Here is a 17,126-nt window from a genome sequence, read left to right on the forward strand (position 1 = left end):
GAGCCGAACCCATGACAGCCCCCCGCCGCACCCACCACGCCGCCCCGCCCCGTGAGGACGTCCTCGCCGCCGCCATGGCCACCATCGCCGCGCGCGGGCTCGACGGGCTGACCATGGCGGGGCTCGGGCGCGAGGTCGGGATGAGCAGCGGGCACCTGCTCTACTACTTCCGCACCAAGGACGAGCTGCTGCTCCAGACCCTGGAGTGGAGCGAGAACCGCCTCGGGGCCGAGCGCCGCGCCCTCCTCGCCGAGCCGGGGACCGCCCGCGAGCGGCTGGAGGCGTACATCGGGCTCTACCTGCCCGCCGGTCACCGTGACCCCCACTGGACGCTCTGGCTGGAGGTCTGGGGGCGCTCCCAGAACGCGGACGACGAGGCCAGGGCCCGGCAGGCCGCCATCGAGGGGGCCTGGCACCGGGACCTGGTGGCGCTGCTCGCCGAGGGGGTCTCGCGCGGGGAGTTCCGGGCGGTGGACGCCGACCGGTTCGCGACCCGGCTGCGGGCGCTGCTGGACGGGTTCAGCGTCCATGTGACGGTGGGGATCCCGGGGACGGGCCGGGAACGGGTCCTCGTGCAGGCGGCGGAGTTCCTGGACGAGACGCTGAGGCCTACGGCGGACTGAGCGGTGCGACCGATCTCACGACCGCATCCTGAGACACCCCCGTCACGGACGCGTCACTGTGCGAGACTTCTGCCGTGTCCTCGTTCGTCATGATTATTGGCAGCAGGCGCGCCGGTCCGCAGTGACCGTTCCGTACCACCATGTACGGCGCGGCCACCGTGCCCCAGACCCGCGCGCAGACCTCTCGCACCCGCGAGGGGTTTTTTCGTTTTCCGGCCCGCACCCCGGGCCGGGGCGGAGCGCGCGAGATGATGGGGGCAAGTGGAGCTGGGGGCTGTTCCGGGTTCCCCGAGCAGCCCCAGACCGTCCGGATCCACTCATCCGACAGGAGTCAGATCAGCATGACCACCAAGGCCAACGCCACCGACGACAGTTTCCATGTCTTCGACACCACACTGCGCGACGGTGCTCAGCGTGAGGGCATCAACCTGACGGTCGCCGACAAGCTGACCATCGCCCGGCACCTGGACACCTTCGGTGTCGGGTACATCGAGGGCGGCTGGCCGGGTGCCAATCCCCGTGACACCGAGTTCTTCGCCCGCGCCCAGCAGGAGATCACGTTCGAGAACGCCCAGCTCGTGGCGTTCGGCGCGACCCGCCGGGCCGGTGGCAGCGCGGCCGACGACCCCCAGGTGAAAGCGCTCCTGAAATCCGGCGCCCCGGTGATCACGCTGGTCGCCAAGTCCCATGACCGCCATGTGGAGCTGGCCCTGCGCACCACCCTGGAGGAGAACCTGGAGATGGTCCGCGACACCGTCTCCCACCTGCGCGAACAGGGCCGCAGGGTGTTCGTGGACTGCGAGCACTTCTTCGACGGCTACCGGGCCAACGCCGCGTACGCCAAGTCCGTGGTCCGTACCGCGTACGAGGCGGGCGCCGAGGTCGTCATCCTCTGCGACACCAACGGCGGCATGCTCCCCGCCCAGGTCCAGGCCGTCGTCGCCACGGTCATCGCGGACACCGGGGCCCGGCTCGGCATCCACGCCCAGGACGACACCGGCTGTGCGGTCGCCAACACCCTGGCCGCCGTGGACGCCGGCGCCACCCACGTCCAGTGCACGGCCAACGGCTACGGCGAGCGGGTCGGCAACGCCAACCTCTTCCCGGTGGTCGCCGCCCTGGAGCTGAAATACGGCATGAAGGTGCTGCCCGAGGGCGCCCTCGCCGAGATGACCCGGATCTCGCACGCCATCGCCGAGGTCGTCAACCTCACCCCTTCCACCCACCAGCCGTACGTGGGTGTCTCGGCCTTCGCCCACAAGGCCGGGCTGCACGCCTCCGCGATCAAGGTCGACCCGGACCTGTACCAGCACATCGACCCGGAGCTGGTCGGCAACACCATGCGGATGCTGGTCTCCGACATGGCGGGCCGCGCCTCCATCGAGCTGAAGGGCAAGGAGCTCGGCATCGACCTCGGCGACGACCGCGCCCTGGTCGGCCGGGTCGTGGAGCGGGTCAAGGAGCGCGAACTCCAGGGCTACACCTACGAGGCCGCCGACGCCTCCTTCGAACTCCTGCTGCGCGGCGAGGTGGAGGGCAGGGCCCGGCGCTACTTCCGTACGGAGTCCTGGCGGGCGATCGTCGAGGACCGCCCCGACGGCGTCCACGCCAACGAGGCCACCGTGAAGCTCTGGGCCAAGGGCGAGCGCATCGTCGCCACCGCCGAGGGCAACGGCCCGGTCAACGCCCTGGACCGGGCCCTGCGCGTCGCCCTGGAGCGGATCTACCCGCAGCTCGCCAAGCTGGAGCTGGTCGACTACAAGGTCCGCATCCTGGAGGGCCGTACGGGCACCGAGTCCACCACCCGGGTGCTGATCACCACGGGCGACGGCACGGCCGACTGGGCGACCGTGGGGGTCGCCGAGAACGTCATCGCCGCGTCCTGGCAGGCGCTGGAGGACGCGTACACCTACGGCCTGCTGAGGGCGGGCGTGGAGCCCACGGAGTAGCCCGACCGGTCCGGACCGTACGGGACCGTACGAGAGCCGCCGCCCCGATCCGGGGGTGGCGGCTCTCGTATGTTCCCGACATGTTCAAGAGGTGAACGCACAACGCGCCCTGCCCGGTCGGCAGATGGGGCCGGACCAATCTCGGCGTGAAGTATTGACGGCCCTGTGTCGGCGGGGTTAACTCCTGCCGCAACGCCGGTACCGGTTCCGGAACCGGTACCGGACACGTCTCCCGGCATGCCCACCGCCGTGCCCCGCTGCCTGCCCCAGTCCTGCCCCAGCTCTGCTCCAGCCTGCCCCTTTCCTGGTCCAACGGAGGCCCAGATGCGTGTCACCATCGCCGATGTCGCCCGTGAGGCCGGCGTCAGCAAGACGACCGTGTCGCGGGTCATCAACACCAAGGGCGAGGTGGACGGCACCACCGCCGCCCGCGTTCGTGAAGTGATCGCACAACTCGGCTATGTGCCCAGCTCCGGAGCCGTGGGCCTGGCTCGCGGCTCCAGCCGTACGGTCGGCATGCTGGTCCCCTCGCTGACCTGGCCGTGGATGGGCGAACTGCTCCAGGGGGTCGTCGACACCGTCGAGGCCGCCGACTACGGGCTGCTGCTCTTCACCTGCAACCGGGGCGCCGAATCCGTCCAGCGCTTCACCAGCCAGGTGTCGGCGCGCGCCTTCGACGGGCTCGTCGTCGTGGAACCGGAGAACACCCTCGGCCACCTCACCGCCCTGCACCGCGACGGCCTGCCGATCGTCCTCATCGACGACCGCGGCCACCACCCCGCGTTCCCCTCCGTCGTGACCACCAACCACGAGGGAGGAGCGTCGGCGGCCCGCCACCTGCTCGCCGCCGGACGCTCCCGGCCCGTCGTCCTCACCGGCCCCCCGCACTTCGGCTGCGTACGGGACCGGCTGGGCGGATTCCGCTCGGTCCTCCCGGACGCCCTCGTCGCCGAGGGGGACTTCACCGAGCTGGGCGGCCGCCTCGCCATGGCGGAACTCCTCGCCCGGGGCGTCGCGTTCGACTCCGTCTTCGCGCACAACGACATCAGCGCGGCAGGCGCCCTGCGGGCCCTGCGCTCCGCCGGACGCCGGGTCCCGGACGATGTCGCGGTCGTCGGCTTCGACGACATCCCGATGGCCGAACACACCGAACCGCCCCTCACCACCGTGCGCCAGCCCACCCGCCGCATGGGTGAGACGGCGGCCCGGATGCTGCTCTCCCACCTCGGCGGCACGCCCGTACCCGACGGCCCGGCCGTGCTGCCCACCGAACTGGTCGTGCGCCACTCGGCGCCGTGACGGACCCGGCCGCCCCCGGCCGCGCCCCGCTCGCCCCTTCCACCCTCCGCCGGATCTCCGTGACCCGGTGGCAGCCCCTTCCTGGAGTCGCCATGTCCGTACGCCGTCGCACCACGCTCAGAGCGGTCGCCGCAGCCACCGTCGTCATCGCCCTCGCCGCCGGCTGCTCGAACGCCAACTCCGGTGCCAACAAGGGCGGTGGCGGGGGAGCCACCGGCGTACTGACCCTCGGCAAGCCGGACGGGCCGCAGACCAACAACAGCAACCCGTTCCTCAACACCTCGGCGGGCGCCACCCTCGGCTACCGGTACATGATCTACGAGCCGCTGGCCATGACGAACATGATCAAGCCCACCGACAAGGCGGACCCCTGGCTCGCCACCGACTGGGAGTGGGAGGCCAACTTCACCAAGGTCACCTTCACCCTCGACGAGCGGGCGAAGTGGGCCGACGGCAAGCCCCTGACGGCGGCCGACGTGGAGTTCACCTTCAACCTCCTGAAGAAGCACCCGGCGCTCAACTGGGACGGCATCCCCTTCGACGGGGTCGCGGTCGAGGACGGAAAGGTCGTCCTGACCTTCGAGGAGTCCCAGTTCGTCAACCAGAACAAGATCATCCAGATGTTCATCGTGCCCAAGCACATCTGGGAGAAGGTCAAGAACCCGGAGACCTGGCCCAACCGGACGCCGGTCGGCTCCGGCCCGTACCAGCTCAAGACGTTCACCCCGCAGACCACCACCCTGACCGCCACGCCGACCTACTGGAACGGCCGGACCAAGGTCAAGGAGCTGCGCTACACCGCGTACAACGACAACAGCGCCGCCACCACCGCGCTGGCCACCGGCAAGGTCGAGTGGTCCTTCGTCTTCATGCCGAACCACAAGCAGCTCTTCATCGACAAGGACCCCAAGAACCACAAGCTGTGGTTCCCCTCCGGCCTCGGTGTCCACGGCCTCTGGTTCAACACCGCCCGCAAGCCCTTCGACAACCCGGCGCTGCGCCGGGCGATGGCGATGGTCGTCGACCGCAAGGCCATCCACATCCAGGCGCAGGCCACGCTCTACCCGGAGATCACCAGCCCCACCGGCATCCCGCTCCCCGCCGGTGAGCCCTTCCTCGCCCCCGAGTACCAGGGCGTCACCACCAAGCCCGATGTCGCCGGGGCCAAGAAGCTCCTCGACGAGGCCGGGTTCAAGCTCAGCGGCGGGGTGCTCAAGGACCCGTCCGGCAAGCCGGTGACGCTCACCTTCACCGACCCGGCCGGCTGGAACGACTACATCACCGGTCTCGCCATCATCAAGGACAACGTCAAGCAGCTCGGCATCGAGGCCAAGGTCAAGACCCAGACCGCCGAGGCCTGGGGCGTGGACGTGGCCAACGGCAACTTCGACGCCACCCTGCGCTGGACCAACAGCGGCGCCACGCCCTACGACATGTACCAGAACATCATGGACGGCGCGCTCCTCCAGCCCATCGGCAAGAGCTCCCAGCAGGGCAACTTCGGCCGCTTCAAGAGCGACGAGGCGACCACCGCCCTGAAGGAGTACGCCAACGCCAAGGACCAGAAGACCCGGAGCAAGGCCCTCAACACCCTCCAGAAGATCTTCGTGGAGCAGGCGCCCATGATCCCGACGGCCGCCGCCCCCATCGGCGCCGAGTACTCCACGAAGAACTGGATCGGCTGGCCCACCGAGGCCAACCCGTACGCCCCGCCGCAGCACACCCAGCCCAGCGCGCTGGAGATCGTGCTGAACCTCACGCCCGCCAAGTAAGCACGGGGAAGAACCGGCCATGACCACCGACCAGTCCGAGAACGTACGGGCCGGAGCCGACGCCGCCGCGGGCGCCGGGCCCACCGGCACCGACGTGGTGCTCGAAGCACGCGGAGTCACCAAACACTTTCCCCTGCGGCGCACCGCCCGCGACCTGTTCGCCCGGGAGCGCCGCAGCGTCCACGCCGTCGACGACGTCTCGCTCCGGCTGCGGCGCGGCACGGTCACGGCCCTGGTGGGGGAGTCCGGCTCGGGCAAGTCCACCGTCGCCCGCCTGCTCGCCCAGCTCCACCCGCTCACCTCGGGCGAGATACGGCTCGGCGGCGAGCCCGTCGTGGCCGGACGTGGCCGGTCCTTCCGCCGTTACGTACGCCGGGTCCAGCTGATCTTCCAGGACCCGTTCGCCTCGCTGAACCCGGTCCACACCGTGCGCTACCACCTGACCCGCGCCCTGAAGATCCACGGCCGGGCGGGCAGCGGGAAGGAGGAGCTGGAGCGGGCCCTGACCGACCTGCTGAACCGGGTCCAGCTCACCCCGCCCCACCAGTACCTGGACAAGTTCCCGCACGAGCTCTCCGGCGGGCAGCGCCAGCGCGTCGCCATCGCCCGCGCGCTCGGCGCCGACCCGCAGGTCCTGCTCGCCGACGAACCCGTCTCCATGCTCGACGTGTCGATCCGCCTCGGCGTCCTCAACCTGCTCCGTGACCTCAAGGAGCGCCTGCACCTGGCCGTCCTCTACATCACCCACGACATCGCCTCCGCCCGCTACTTCGCCGACACCACCCTGGTCATGTACGCGGGGAGGATCGTCGAGGGCGGCGACAGCGAGACCGTCACCCAGCACCCCGCCCACCCCTACACCCAGCTCCTCATCGCCTCCGCGCCCGACCCGGACCGGGTGGCCGCAGCGGCCGACCAGGAGGAGACCGGCAGCGGCGAGCCGCCCTCCCTCATCGCCCCGCCGCCCGGCTGCCGCTTCCACCCCCGCTGCCCGAAGGCCATGGAGCGCTGCCGCACCGAACTGCCGCCCCGCTTCGACCTCGCGGACGGCCAGTGGGCGGCCTGCTGGCTGTACGAGGGCGAGGGCGCGGGCGTGCGGTCGTACGGGAACGGGGACGCGGGCGCCACCGAGGCCGCGTCGGCCAAGGAGGTCTCCCGGTGAAGTACCTCCTCCAGCGCATCGCCTTCTACACCGTCACCGCCTGGGCCGCCATCACCATCAACTTCCTCATCCCGCGCCTGATGCCCGGCGACCCCGTCCAGGCCCTGCTCAGCCGCTACCAGGGCCAGCTGGACACCAAGGCCATCGACTCCCTCAAGGCCCTCTTCGGCCTGGACAAGCAGCAGTCGCTCTGGCAGCAGTACACCGACTACTGGTCCCACCTCCTCGACGGGGACCTGGGCCTCTCCTTCACCTTCTTCCCGACCCCGGTCAGCGAGGTGATCACCCAGTCCCTGCCCTGGACGCTCGCCCTGGTCGGCGTCACCACCCTGATCAGCTTCGTCCTCGGTACCGGTATCGGCGTCTACAGCGGCTGGAAGCGCGGCTCGTGGCTGGACGGACTGCTGCCCGTCACCACGTTCATCTCCTCCATCCCCTACTTCTGGCTCGGCCTCATCGCCATCGCCCTGTTCGCCGAGAAGTGGTCGCTCTTCCCGAACTCCGGCGGGTACGACAACGGGCTCGTCCCGGCCCTCGACTGGCCGTTCATCTCCAGCGCGCTCTACCACGCGGTCCTCCCCGGCGTGACGATCGTGCTCAGCGCCGTGGCCGGGTGGATCCTCGGGATGCGGAACATGATGGTCACCGTCTCCTCCGAGGACTACGTGATGGTGGCGCAGGCCAAGGGGCTCTCCGAGCGGCGCGTCATGTTCGGCTACGCGGCCCGCAACGCGGTCCTCCCCAACATCTCCGGCTTCGCCCTCTCCCTGGGCTTCATCGTCGGCGGCACGCTGCTGGTCGAGATGGTCTTCACCTACCCGGGCATCGGCTTCCAGCTGCTCCAGGCGGTCGGCGCCAAGGACTACCCGCTGATGCAGGGCGTCTTCCTGATCATCACGCTCTCCGTCCTCGCCGCGAACCTCCTGGCCGACCTGGTCTACGCCGCCCTCGACCCCCGCACCCGGAAGGAGGCGTAGGTCCCATGTCCATCACCGCCACCGACACCGCCGTCCTGGACGGCGCGCCCGCACCCGAGGCGCCCACCCGCCGGGCCCGGCTCCGGTTCCTGCGCGGCGGCAAGACCCGTACCGGCCTGCTCATGCTCGCCGTCTTCGTCCTGCTGGCCGTCATCGGCCCGTGGATCGCCCCGTACGACCCCGATGCCATGAGCGACCAGCTTCTCCAACCCCCCTCCGGGGCACACTGGTTCGGCACCACCCACACCGGGCAGGACGTCCTCTCCCAGATCCTGGTGGGCACCCGGGGCGTCCTCGTCGTCGGGTTCGTCGCGGCGCTCATCGCCACCGTGCTCTCGGTCCTCATCGGAGTGAGCGCCGGTTTCCTCGGCGGGGCGGCCGACGAGATCCTCTCCGCGCTCGCCAACATCTTCCTGGTGCTGCCCGGACTCCCGCTGATCATCATCGTCGCGAGCTTCGTCCCCGACACCGGCGACCTGCTCATCGCCTTCGCCATCGCCCTGACCTCCTGGGCCTGGGGCTCGCGCATCCTGCGCGCCCAGACGCTGTCGCTGCGCCGCCGCGACTACGTGGAGGCGGCCCGCGCCACCGGGGAGCCGACCTGGCGGATCATCCTCTTCGAGATCATGCCGAACCTCACCGCCGTGATCGCCTCCGGCTTCGTCGGCACGGTCATCTTCGCCGTCCTCACCGAGATCACCCTCGCTTTCATCGGCGTGGCCGACATCTCGCACTGGAACTGGGGCACGGTCCTCTTCTGGGCCCAGTCCAACCAGGCCCTCGCCCAGGGCGCCTGGTGGTGGTTCGTCCCGGCCGGCCTCTGCATCGCCCTGCTGGGCACCGCGCTCGCCCTCATCAACTTCGGCATCGACGAGTTCGTCAACCCGCGCCTGCGCACCGCCACCGGCTCCTCCCGGAAGGTGCGGATGCGCGTCGGCTTCACCCCCGTGGCCCGCAAGCCGCTGAGCGCCGACCACCGCAAGCAGAGCAGCAGCAAGGAGCCGCGCCCATGAGCGCCGAGCCGGTCCTCACCATCAGCGGACTGAACGTCGACTACGGCACCGACGAGCGGGCCGTGCACGCCCTGCGGGACATCGACCTCACCCTCCACCGGGGCGAAGTCCTGGGCCTGGCAGGGGAGTCGGGCTCCGGGAAGTCCACCCTCGCCTACGCCGTGACCCGGCTGCTCGCCCCGCCCGGGGTGATCACCGGGGGAGACGTCCACTACCACCGGCCGGGCGGCGACCGGCTCGACATCCTCTCCCTCTCCCCGGAGCAGTTGCGTGCCTTCCGCTGGCAGGAGCTGTCCATCGTCTTCCAGGGGGCGATGAACTCCCTGAACCCGGTGCACACGGTCCACAGCCAGCTCACCGACGTACTGAAAGCCCACCGCCCGGACCTGAAGAAGGCCCAACGGACGGACCGGGCGCAGGAGTTGCTCAGCCTCGTCGGCATCTCCGCCGACCGGCTGGCCGCCTACCCGCACCAGCTCTCCGGCGGGATGCGCCAGCGCGTGATGATCGCCATGGCGCTCGCCCTGGAACCCGAGATCGTCATCATGGACGAGCCGACGACCGCGCTCGACGTCGTGATGCAGCGACAGATCCTGCGACGGCTGGTCCAGTTGAGGGAACAGCTCAACTTCTCCGTCGTGTTCATCACCCACGACATCTCGCTCCTGATCGAATTCTCGGACCGGATCGCGATCATGTACGGGGGCCGCATCGTGGAGGAGGCGGGTGCGGCGGAGATCTACCGCGACCCCCGCCACCCCTACAGTGACGGGCTGCTCCATTCCTTCCCCGCGCTCCACGGCCCCCGCCGCGAACTGACCGGCATCCCCGGCTCGCCCCCGCACCTCTCCGCGATGCCCACCGGCTGCGCGTTCCACCCGCGCTGCGGCAAGGCGTTCGAGCCGTGCGACGTACGGGTCCCGCCGCTGGCACCCCCGGCCACCCCACAGGGGCCGCCCACCGACCCCGGCCGCCGGACGGTCGCCTGCCACCTGCACGCCTGACCCGGCCGCCCCGACCGGACCACACCCGACCGGGCTGCCCCGCCCCTACCCACGGAGACCGGATGAACCTCGCCACCACCCCGCAGCGAATCCTCCGCCCCACCGCCGTACGCGGGCTCCCGGCCGACTTCCGCTGGGGCGTCGCCACCTCCGCGTACCAGATCGAGGGCGCGGCCACCGAGGACGGCCGCACCCCCTCCATCTGGGACACCTTCTGCCGGATGCCCGGCGCCGTCGAGGGCGGCGAGCACGGGGACACCGCCTGCGACCACTACCACCGGATGCCCCAGGACGTGGAGCTGATCGCGGGCCTCGGCGTCGACACGTACCGCTTCTCGCTCGCCTGGCCCCGCATCCAGCCGGGCGGCCGGGGCCCGGCCAATGCGAAAGGGCTGGACTTCTACAAGCGGCTGGTCGACGAGCTCCGGGGGCGGGGTGTCACCCCCTGGATCACCCTCTACCACTGGGACCTGCCGCAGGAGCTGGAGGACGCGGGCGGCTGGCCCGTACGGGAGACCGCGCTGCGCTTCGCGGAGTACGCCTCCCTCGCGTACGAGGCCCTCGGCGACCGGGTCGAGCACTGGACGACGCTCAACGAACCCTGGTGCTCGGCGATGCTCGGTTACGCGTACGGCGTCCACGCCCCCGGCCGCAAGGACTTCGGCGCCTCCCTGCACGCCGTGCACCACCTGCTCCTGGGCCACGGACTGGCAGCGCAGGCGGTGCGGGAGGCGGCGGGGAGCAACCCGCTGGAGCTCGGCATCACCCTCAACCTGGGCACCGCCACCCCCGACACCCCGAGCGAGGCGGACCGGGAGGCGTGCCGCCGCGCCGACGGGATGGGCACCCGCCTCTACCTGGACCCGATCGTCCACGGCCGCTACCCGGAGGACGTCGTAGCGGACTTGGCCGCCCAGGGTGTGGAACTCCCGCTCCAGGAAGGAGACTTGGCGGCCATCTCCACCCCGCTCGACGTCCTCGGCGTCAACTTCTACCGGGGCATGCGGTTCTCCGGGGTCACCGAGGGCGGGTCCACGAGGGACGCCGAAGGGCTGCCCGTGGTCCGTATGGTCGAGCGGGATCTGCCGCGTACGGCCATGGACTGGGAGATCACCCCCACCGAACTCACCCACCTGCTGGTCCGGTTGGAGCGTGACTACGGGATCTCGACCGTCATCACCGAGAACGGCGCGGCCTTCGACGACACCGTGGCCGCCGACGGCTCCGTCCCCGATGCCGACCGCACCGCCTACCTCGCCGACCACATCGACGCCGTCGTGGCTGCCCGCGCCCAAGGGGCAGACGTCCGGGGCTACTTCGCCTGGTCGTTGCTGGACAACTTCGAGTGGTCCTACGGCTACGACAAGCGGTTCGGCATCGTCCGCGTCGACTACGCCACCCAGGCCCGCACCCTCAAGGACAGTGCCAAGTGGTACCGCGACACGATCCGGCTCACCCGGGCCGAACAGCGGTAACACCTCAGCTCACCCGGAACGAACAGCGGTAACACCCTGGCTCACCCGGGCCGAACAGCGGTATCACCCCGGCTCACCCGGGCCGAACAGCGGTAACCACCCCACAGACCCCTTCCCGTGACCCACCCGCCCCCGAAAAGAGAGCGCTCCCAGAACATGCCTCGTACTCCGAACCTCCGCCCTCGCAAGGGCAGAAGCAGACCCGCCACGGCCGCCCTCGCCGCCGTCGCCGTCCTGGCCACCCTCCTCGTCGGAGCCGCGCCCAGCGTTGCGGCCGCCGAGGACCCGGCCCCCGTCCTCATCGACCGTTTCGAGGGCGAGGTGCCCCTCGGTAACAACCCGCCCGCCGACGCCATCTTCACCTGGGGCGGCAACGCCACCGACCACCCGCAGTTGAAGCTCGCCGAGCGCGCGGACGCACCCGAGGGCGAGCAAGTCCTCGAAGGCTCCTACGACATAAGCGCGTACGGCGGGTTCAGCCACGAGTTCGCCGTGGACACCCCGCCGCAGGACTGGACCGCGCACAAGGGCATCCGCTTCTGGTGGTACGGCCAGAACACCGCGCCCCTGCCGCCCGGTTCGGGCAAGCGCGTCCACTTCGAGATCAAGGACGGCGGTGCGAACGGCGGCGCCTCCGAGCTGTGGACGACCTCCTTCACCGACGACTGGGAGGGCTGGCAGCTCGTCGAGATCCCGTTCGCGGACTTCGTCTACCGGGCCGACTACCAGCCCGTCGGCGGCATCGACCAGATCCTCGGCCTCAACGAGATGTGGGGATACGCCCTCACCCTGCCGACCGGCGCCCCCGGCACCTTCGCCCTGGACGCCGTCGAGCTATACGGCAAGGCCGACCCGGCGCTGACCGCGAGCGTGGTGACGAACGCGGCCGTGCACCCCGTGGAGAACGGCAACAGCGCCGCCATCACGCTCTCCGTAGCCACGACCGGCTCCGTCCCCACGGAGGAGCCGATCACCATCTCGTACGCCACCCAGGGCGGCACGGCGGTCGCGGGCAAGGACTACACGCCGGTCACCGGCAGCCACACCTTCCCCGCGGGCACCGCGTCCGGCGCCACGCACAAGGTGACCGTCCGTACGGCGAAGGCGTCCAAGGCCTCTGAGGCGAAGACGATCCCCCTGGAGCTGACCATCACCGGCGCCAAGGCCCCGGCGGAGCACCCGCAGGTCGTCATCGACGCCCATGGACTCCCGTACCAGAACGCCAAGTTGCCCGTGAAGCAGCGGGTCGCGGACCTGCTGGGCCGGATGTCCCTCACCGAGAAGGCCGGTCAGATGACCCAGGCCGAACGCAACGCCCTGCGCACCCCCGGCGACATCGCCGCGTACGACCTCGGCTCGCTGCTCTCCGGCGGCGGCTCGGTCCCCACCCCCAACACGGCGGCCGCCTGGGCCAAGATGGTCGACGCCTACCAACTGCGCGCCCAGGCCACCCGGTTCCAGATCCCGCTGATCTACGGCGTGGACGCGGTGCACGGCCACAACAACGTGGTCGGCGCCACGATCATGCCGCACAACATCGGCATCGGCGCGGGCCGCGACCCGAAGAGTGCGGAGAAGACGGGCGCGATCACCGCGAAGGAGGTGCGCTCCACCGGCATCCCGTGGGACTTCGCGCCCTGCGTCTGCGTCACGCGCGACGAGCGCTGGGGCCGTTCCTACGAGGCGTTCGGCGAGGACCCGGCGCTGGTCGAGGCCATGGAGACGGTCATCCAGGGCATGCAGGGCAGCCCCTCCGGCAAGGACCTGCACCGCAACGACAAGGTGCTCGGCAGCGCGAAGCACTTCGTCGGGGACGGCGGCACCGAGTACGGCTCCGCCACCACCGGCTCGTACACGATCGACCAGGGCATCACCAAGGTCACCCGCGAGGAGCTGGAGGCCGTACACCTCTCCCCGTTCACGGAGTCGGTCAAGCGGGGCGTCGGCACGATCATGCCCTCGTACTCCTCGCTCGACATCATCGGTGACGGCAAGGGCCCGGTGAAGATGCACGCCCATGCCGAGATGATCAACGGCGTGCTCAAGGACCGGATGGGCTTCGAGGGCTTCGTCATCAGCGACTGGCAGGCCATCGACCAGATCCCCGGCGACTACCCGAGCGACGTCCGTACGTCGGTCAATGCCGGACTCGACATGATCATGGTCCCGACGGCGTACCAGGAGTTCACCAAGACGCTGAAGGACGAGGTCACGGCGGGCCGGATCAGCCAGGCCCGGATCGACGACGCGGTCTCCCGGATCCTCACGCAGAAGTTCCGCCTCGGCCTCTTCGAGAAGCCGTACGCGGACACCACCCACCTGGGGAAGGTCGGCTCGGCCGAGCACCGGGCGGTGGCCCGGGAGGCGGTCGCGAAGTCGCAGGTCCTGCTGAAGAACGAGGGTGCGGTCCTGCCCCTCAAGCCTTCGCAGAAGGTGTACGTGGCCGGGTCCAACGCCGACGACATCGGCAACCAGGCCGGTGGCTGGACGATCAGCTGGCAGGGCTCCTCCGGCAAGATCACGCCCGGCACGACGATCCTGGAGGGGATGAAGAAGGCGGCGAAGAACTCCGACTCCATCACCTACTCGCGCGATGCCTCCGCCGCCACGGACGGGTACGACGTGGGCGTGGTGGTCGTCGGCGAGACCCCGTACGCCGAAGGCATCGGGGACGTCGGCAACGGCCACGACCTGGAGCTGACGGCCGCCGACCAGGCCGCCGTGGACACGGTCTGCGCGGCCATGAAGTGCGCGGTCCTCATCGTCTCGGGCCGCCCGCAGCTCATCGGCGACCAGCTCGGCAGGATCAACGCGCTGGTGGCCTCCTGGCTGCCGGGCTCCGAGGGCGACGGCGTGGCCGACGTCCTCTACGGCAAGCGCCCCTTCACCGGCCAGCTCCCCGTGACCTGGCCGAAGTCGGAGGCGCAGCTCCCGATCAACGTGGGGGACACGACGTACGACCCGCAGTTCCCGTACGGCTGGGGCCTGACCACTCTGAAGAAGCCCCCGGCGGGCGGCGAACTGACCCTGGCCGCTCTCGCCGTCGCCGCGCAGGTCGCGGAGAAGGCGAAGCTGGGGAAGACCCCGGCGGGCAAGGCGATCGTGGACGAGGCGCGGCTGCTGGTCCAGCAGAAGATCGACGGAAAGTTCACCCAGAAGGTCTCCCAGCCCTTCGCGGAGGCGGACCACCTGCTGCTCAAGGGTGATCTGACGGGCGCGGTGGCCAAGCTGCGTACGGCGTACAGAGCCGCGTAGCCCTACGGTCCTCCAGGCGGGCGACGGCGTTTGTCGCCCGCCTGGAGTAGCGTTAAGTATGAGGAAAAGGCTCATCCCCACGCTGTTGGCGGGCCTGCTGCTCATCATCGCAGCGGCTGCTCTCGCCCTGACCTCCCCTGCGTCGGCCGCCGCCCCGGCGACCATCAACGACGCCGCCCAGGCCCTGCGCGAGGACCCGGTCTATGTGGACCCGGCCGCCCGCGATCAGCTCTCCGTGGCTGACGAGAAGGCCCTGGAAGCCACGATCCAGAACGCGGACAAGCCGGTCTTCGTCGCCGTGCTGCCCGACACCGAGGCCTTCCCCGAGGAAGGCCTCCTCCGTACGCTGCGCAACGACACCGGCATCACCGGCGTCTACGCCGTACGCCTCGGCGACGGCTTCAACGCGGGCGCGGACCCGCAGGTCATGCCTACGCGCGCGGTCGAGAACCTGACCGCATCCGTCAAGAACCCCGCCACCGCCACCGACGCCTCGGCCCAGCTCAACGCCTTTGTCGACCGGGCCGTCGAACAGGCCCGGGGCACCGCCCCCGCCTCCTGGTCCGGCGGCGGAGGCGCGGCCGACGACCCCGGCGCGCCCCTCTCCGGCCTGATCACGCTCGGCGCCCTGGTGGCGGCGGGCGGCGCGGGCGCGTACGCGATCTCCCGCCGCAACAAGCGCCGCAAGGAGGAAGAGGAGCGCATCGCCCTCGACAAGCTCCGGGTCGTCGTGGACGAGGACATCACCGCGTACGGCGAAACGCTGGAACGCCTGGACTTCCACCCCGCCGAACCGGGCGCCGACGACACCATGCGCGGCGACTACGAACGCGCCCTCGACTCCTACGAGAGCGCCAAGACCAGGATGGAGAAGGCCGAGCACCCCTCGGACGTGCGCGGGGTCACCCAGTCCCTGGAGGACGGCCGCTACTCCCTCGCGGTCCTGGAGGCCCGCCGCACGGGGGCGGCGATCCCGGCCCGCCGCCCGCCCTGCTTCTTCGACCCGCGCCACGGCCCCTCGGTCACCGACGTCCGCTGGACCCCTTCCGGCGGCGCGCCCCGCGAGGTCCCGGTCTGCGGCGCGGACGAGGTACGCCTGAGCCGGGGCGAGGACCCCATGAGCCGCATGGTCGACGTGGGCGACGGCAACCGCCGCCCGTACTGGGAGGCGGGCCCGGCCTACGGCCCCTGGGCCGGTGGCTACTTCGCCGGAGGCCTCCTCCCCGCCCTCCTGATGGGCACCATGCTCGGCTCGATGCTCGCCACTCCGGCGTACGCCTCCGAGTACGGCGGCGGTGACTTCGGCGGCGGAGGCGAGTGGGGCGGCGGCGACTTCTCCGGCTCGGACTTCGACTCCTCCGGCTTCGGCGGGGGCGGGGACGGCGGAGGGTTCGGGGACGGCGGAGGGTTCGGCGGGTTCGACGGGGGCGGGTTCTGAGAGCCCCACGGCCGTCGGCCGGTCACCGTGCGCACAGGGTAGGGGGCGGGACGAGCGTCGGACGGCGCGGTGACCCCCACGGGTGGCCATCCCGGGTGACCCTCACGGGTGGTCGGCCCGGGTGACGCCCGCGGGTGGTCGGCCCGGAAATTCAGGGCGTGCCCTTTCCGGGGGCTGAGCCGTTGAACCCGGCATGAAGAAGCGAAGCGTTCTCGCCGTCGTCACTCTCGCCACCGGAGCGGTCATCGCCGCGATCTCCCCGCCCCCCGGCGGCGGGGACACGGCCCACGCGGCCGAGCCGCCCATCAGCCTGGGCGCGCTGGACACCGTCAGTGAGCTCGCCCCGCTGGTCGAAGGCGCGGCGGGGGCGACCACCTCCACCGCAGGCGCGGTGACCTCCACCGTCTCCGACCTCCGGACGAGCTGAACCCTTCAGCCCCGAGCGGCGGCCCACCGAGAACCATCGGCGGGCCGCCGCTTTCGCGTGCGCGGCTGTGGGGCGATGGCGGCCTACTGGCCTGCGACCCCGGGGCCGTCGGCCTCGTACGAGCGTACGAGGCGGGCGAGCTGTCGGCCCGCCGCGAGGAGGGGTTCCTCGTTCCGGTTGACCTGGGCGGTGACCTCGGCGCCCTCGATGGCGCTGATGACGGTGGTCGCCAGCTCCCGGGCGTCCTGGGCCCGGAACCCGGAACCCAGCAACTTGTCGTACACCAGGCGCTCCCAGCCGTTCAGCGTGTCGGCGCACACTTGCTGGATCTCCGAGTCAGTCCCGAGCGTCTCCAGGGCCGCCGCCGTGACCGGGCAGCCGTCGACCCAGCCCGATTCCCTGAGCCCGTCGGCCAGTTGGCGGGTGCAGGAGAGCACGGCCGCTGCCGGATCGGCCTCGCTGTCCAGCGCTTCCCGCAGGAGCGCCGCGAACTCCTCGCCGCTGTACCGGATCGCGGCGACGGCGACGGCTTCCTTGCCGCCCGGGAAGAAGTGGTAGATCGAGCCGAGCGTGGCCTGCGACTCCGTGGCGATCTGCTTGATGCCGGTGCCGACGTAGCCCTGCCGCTGGAGGAGCCGCGCGGCCGCCATGACGATCCGGTCCCGGGTGCCGGTCTGTCCGGCCTGGCTGGTCTGCATGCCGCCACTGTAGCGGGCACTAAGTAGAGCGTTC

The 17,126-nt window shown here is 70.8% G+C and carries 13 protein-coding genes; 12 read left to right on the forward strand and 1 reads right to left on the reverse strand.

Going from position 1 to position 17,126, the window contains the following annotated elements:
• The first annotated feature begins 11 nt into the window (after positions 1–11).
• From ACFW9Z_RS13325 to ACFW9Z_RS13380, 12 genes are all read left to right on the forward strand, one after another.
• On the forward strand, positions 12–623 hold the full coding sequence (locus tag ACFW9Z_RS13325; RefSeq protein WP_384638946.1) for a TetR/AcrR family transcriptional regulator: 612 nt from the start codon (positions 12–14) through the stop codon (positions 621–623).
• A 341-nt stretch (positions 624–964) separates the two neighbouring features.
• Positions 965–2,572, forward strand: coding sequence for a citramalate synthase (cimA, locus tag ACFW9Z_RS13330; RefSeq protein ID WP_384638949.1), 1,608 nt, complete (start codon positions 965–967; stop codon positions 2,570–2,572).
• A 324-nt stretch (positions 2,573–2,896) separates the two neighbouring features.
• Entirely contained in the window at positions 2,897–3,871 is a 975-nt protein-coding gene (locus ACFW9Z_RS13335) for a LacI family DNA-binding transcriptional regulator (RefSeq protein ID WP_384638952.1), read from the forward strand.
• Positions 3,872–3,963: 92 nt separating this feature from the next.
• On the forward strand, positions 3,964–5,643 hold the full coding sequence (locus tag ACFW9Z_RS13340) for an ABC transporter substrate-binding protein (RefSeq protein WP_384639436.1): 1,680 nt from the start codon (positions 3,964–3,966) through the stop codon (positions 5,641–5,643).
• Between the two features lie 19 nt (positions 5,644–5,662).
• Positions 5,663–6,805 (forward strand): ABC transporter ATP-binding protein, encoded by a 1,143-nt coding sequence (locus ACFW9Z_RS13345; protein ID WP_384638955.1) that lies wholly within the window; start codon positions 5,663–5,665, stop codon positions 6,803–6,805.
• On the forward strand, positions 6,802–7,782 hold the full coding sequence (locus tag ACFW9Z_RS13350; RefSeq protein ID WP_384638958.1) for an ABC transporter permease: 981 nt from the start codon (positions 6,802–6,804) through the stop codon (positions 7,780–7,782). Before ACFW9Z_RS13345 ends, ACFW9Z_RS13350 begins: the two co-directional genes overlap by 4 nt.
• 5 nt (positions 7,783–7,787) lie before the next feature.
• Entirely contained in the window at positions 7,788–8,795 is a 1,008-nt protein-coding gene (locus tag ACFW9Z_RS13355) for an ABC transporter permease (RefSeq protein WP_384638961.1), read from the forward strand.
• Positions 8,792–9,799, forward strand: a complete 1,008-nt coding sequence (locus ACFW9Z_RS13360) for an ABC transporter ATP-binding protein (protein ID WP_384638964.1) — start codon at positions 8,792–8,794, stop codon at positions 9,797–9,799. The genes ACFW9Z_RS13355 and ACFW9Z_RS13360 overlap by 4 nt, the downstream gene beginning before the upstream one ends.
• Before the next feature lie 62 nt (positions 9,800–9,861).
• A complete protein-coding gene (locus ACFW9Z_RS13365; RefSeq protein WP_384638967.1) occupies positions 9,862–11,274 on the forward strand; it encodes a GH1 family beta-glucosidase in 1,413 nt (470 codons plus the stop codon).
• 156 nt (positions 11,275–11,430) lie between these two features.
• Positions 11,431–14,529, forward strand: coding sequence for a glycoside hydrolase family 3 N-terminal domain-containing protein (locus ACFW9Z_RS13370; protein WP_384638970.1), 3,099 nt, complete (start codon positions 11,431–11,433; stop codon positions 14,527–14,529).
• Between the two features lie 58 nt (positions 14,530–14,587).
• Positions 14,588–15,967, forward strand: coding sequence for a hypothetical protein (locus ACFW9Z_RS13375; RefSeq protein ID WP_384638973.1), 1,380 nt, complete (start codon positions 14,588–14,590; stop codon positions 15,965–15,967).
• Positions 15,968–16,160: 193 nt separating this feature from the next.
• Entirely contained in the window at positions 16,161–16,394 is a 234-nt protein-coding gene (locus tag ACFW9Z_RS13380; RefSeq protein WP_384638976.1) for a hypothetical protein, read from the forward strand.
• Between the two features lie 83 nt (positions 16,395–16,477).
• On the opposite strand, the gene ACFW9Z_RS13385 is transcribed toward ACFW9Z_RS13380, so the two are convergent.
• Positions 16,478–17,092: a TetR/AcrR family transcriptional regulator gene (locus ACFW9Z_RS13385; RefSeq protein WP_384638979.1), complete on the reverse strand. Its 615-nt coding sequence runs from the start codon at positions 17,090–17,092 to the stop codon at positions 16,478–16,480.
• Between the last annotated feature and the right edge of the window lie 34 nt (positions 17,093–17,126).

Source organism: Streptomyces sp. NPDC059452 (assembly GCF_042750035.1).
In the GTDB taxonomy this organism is placed as follows: Bacteria; Actinomycetota; Actinomycetes; order Streptomycetales; family Streptomycetaceae; genus Streptomyces.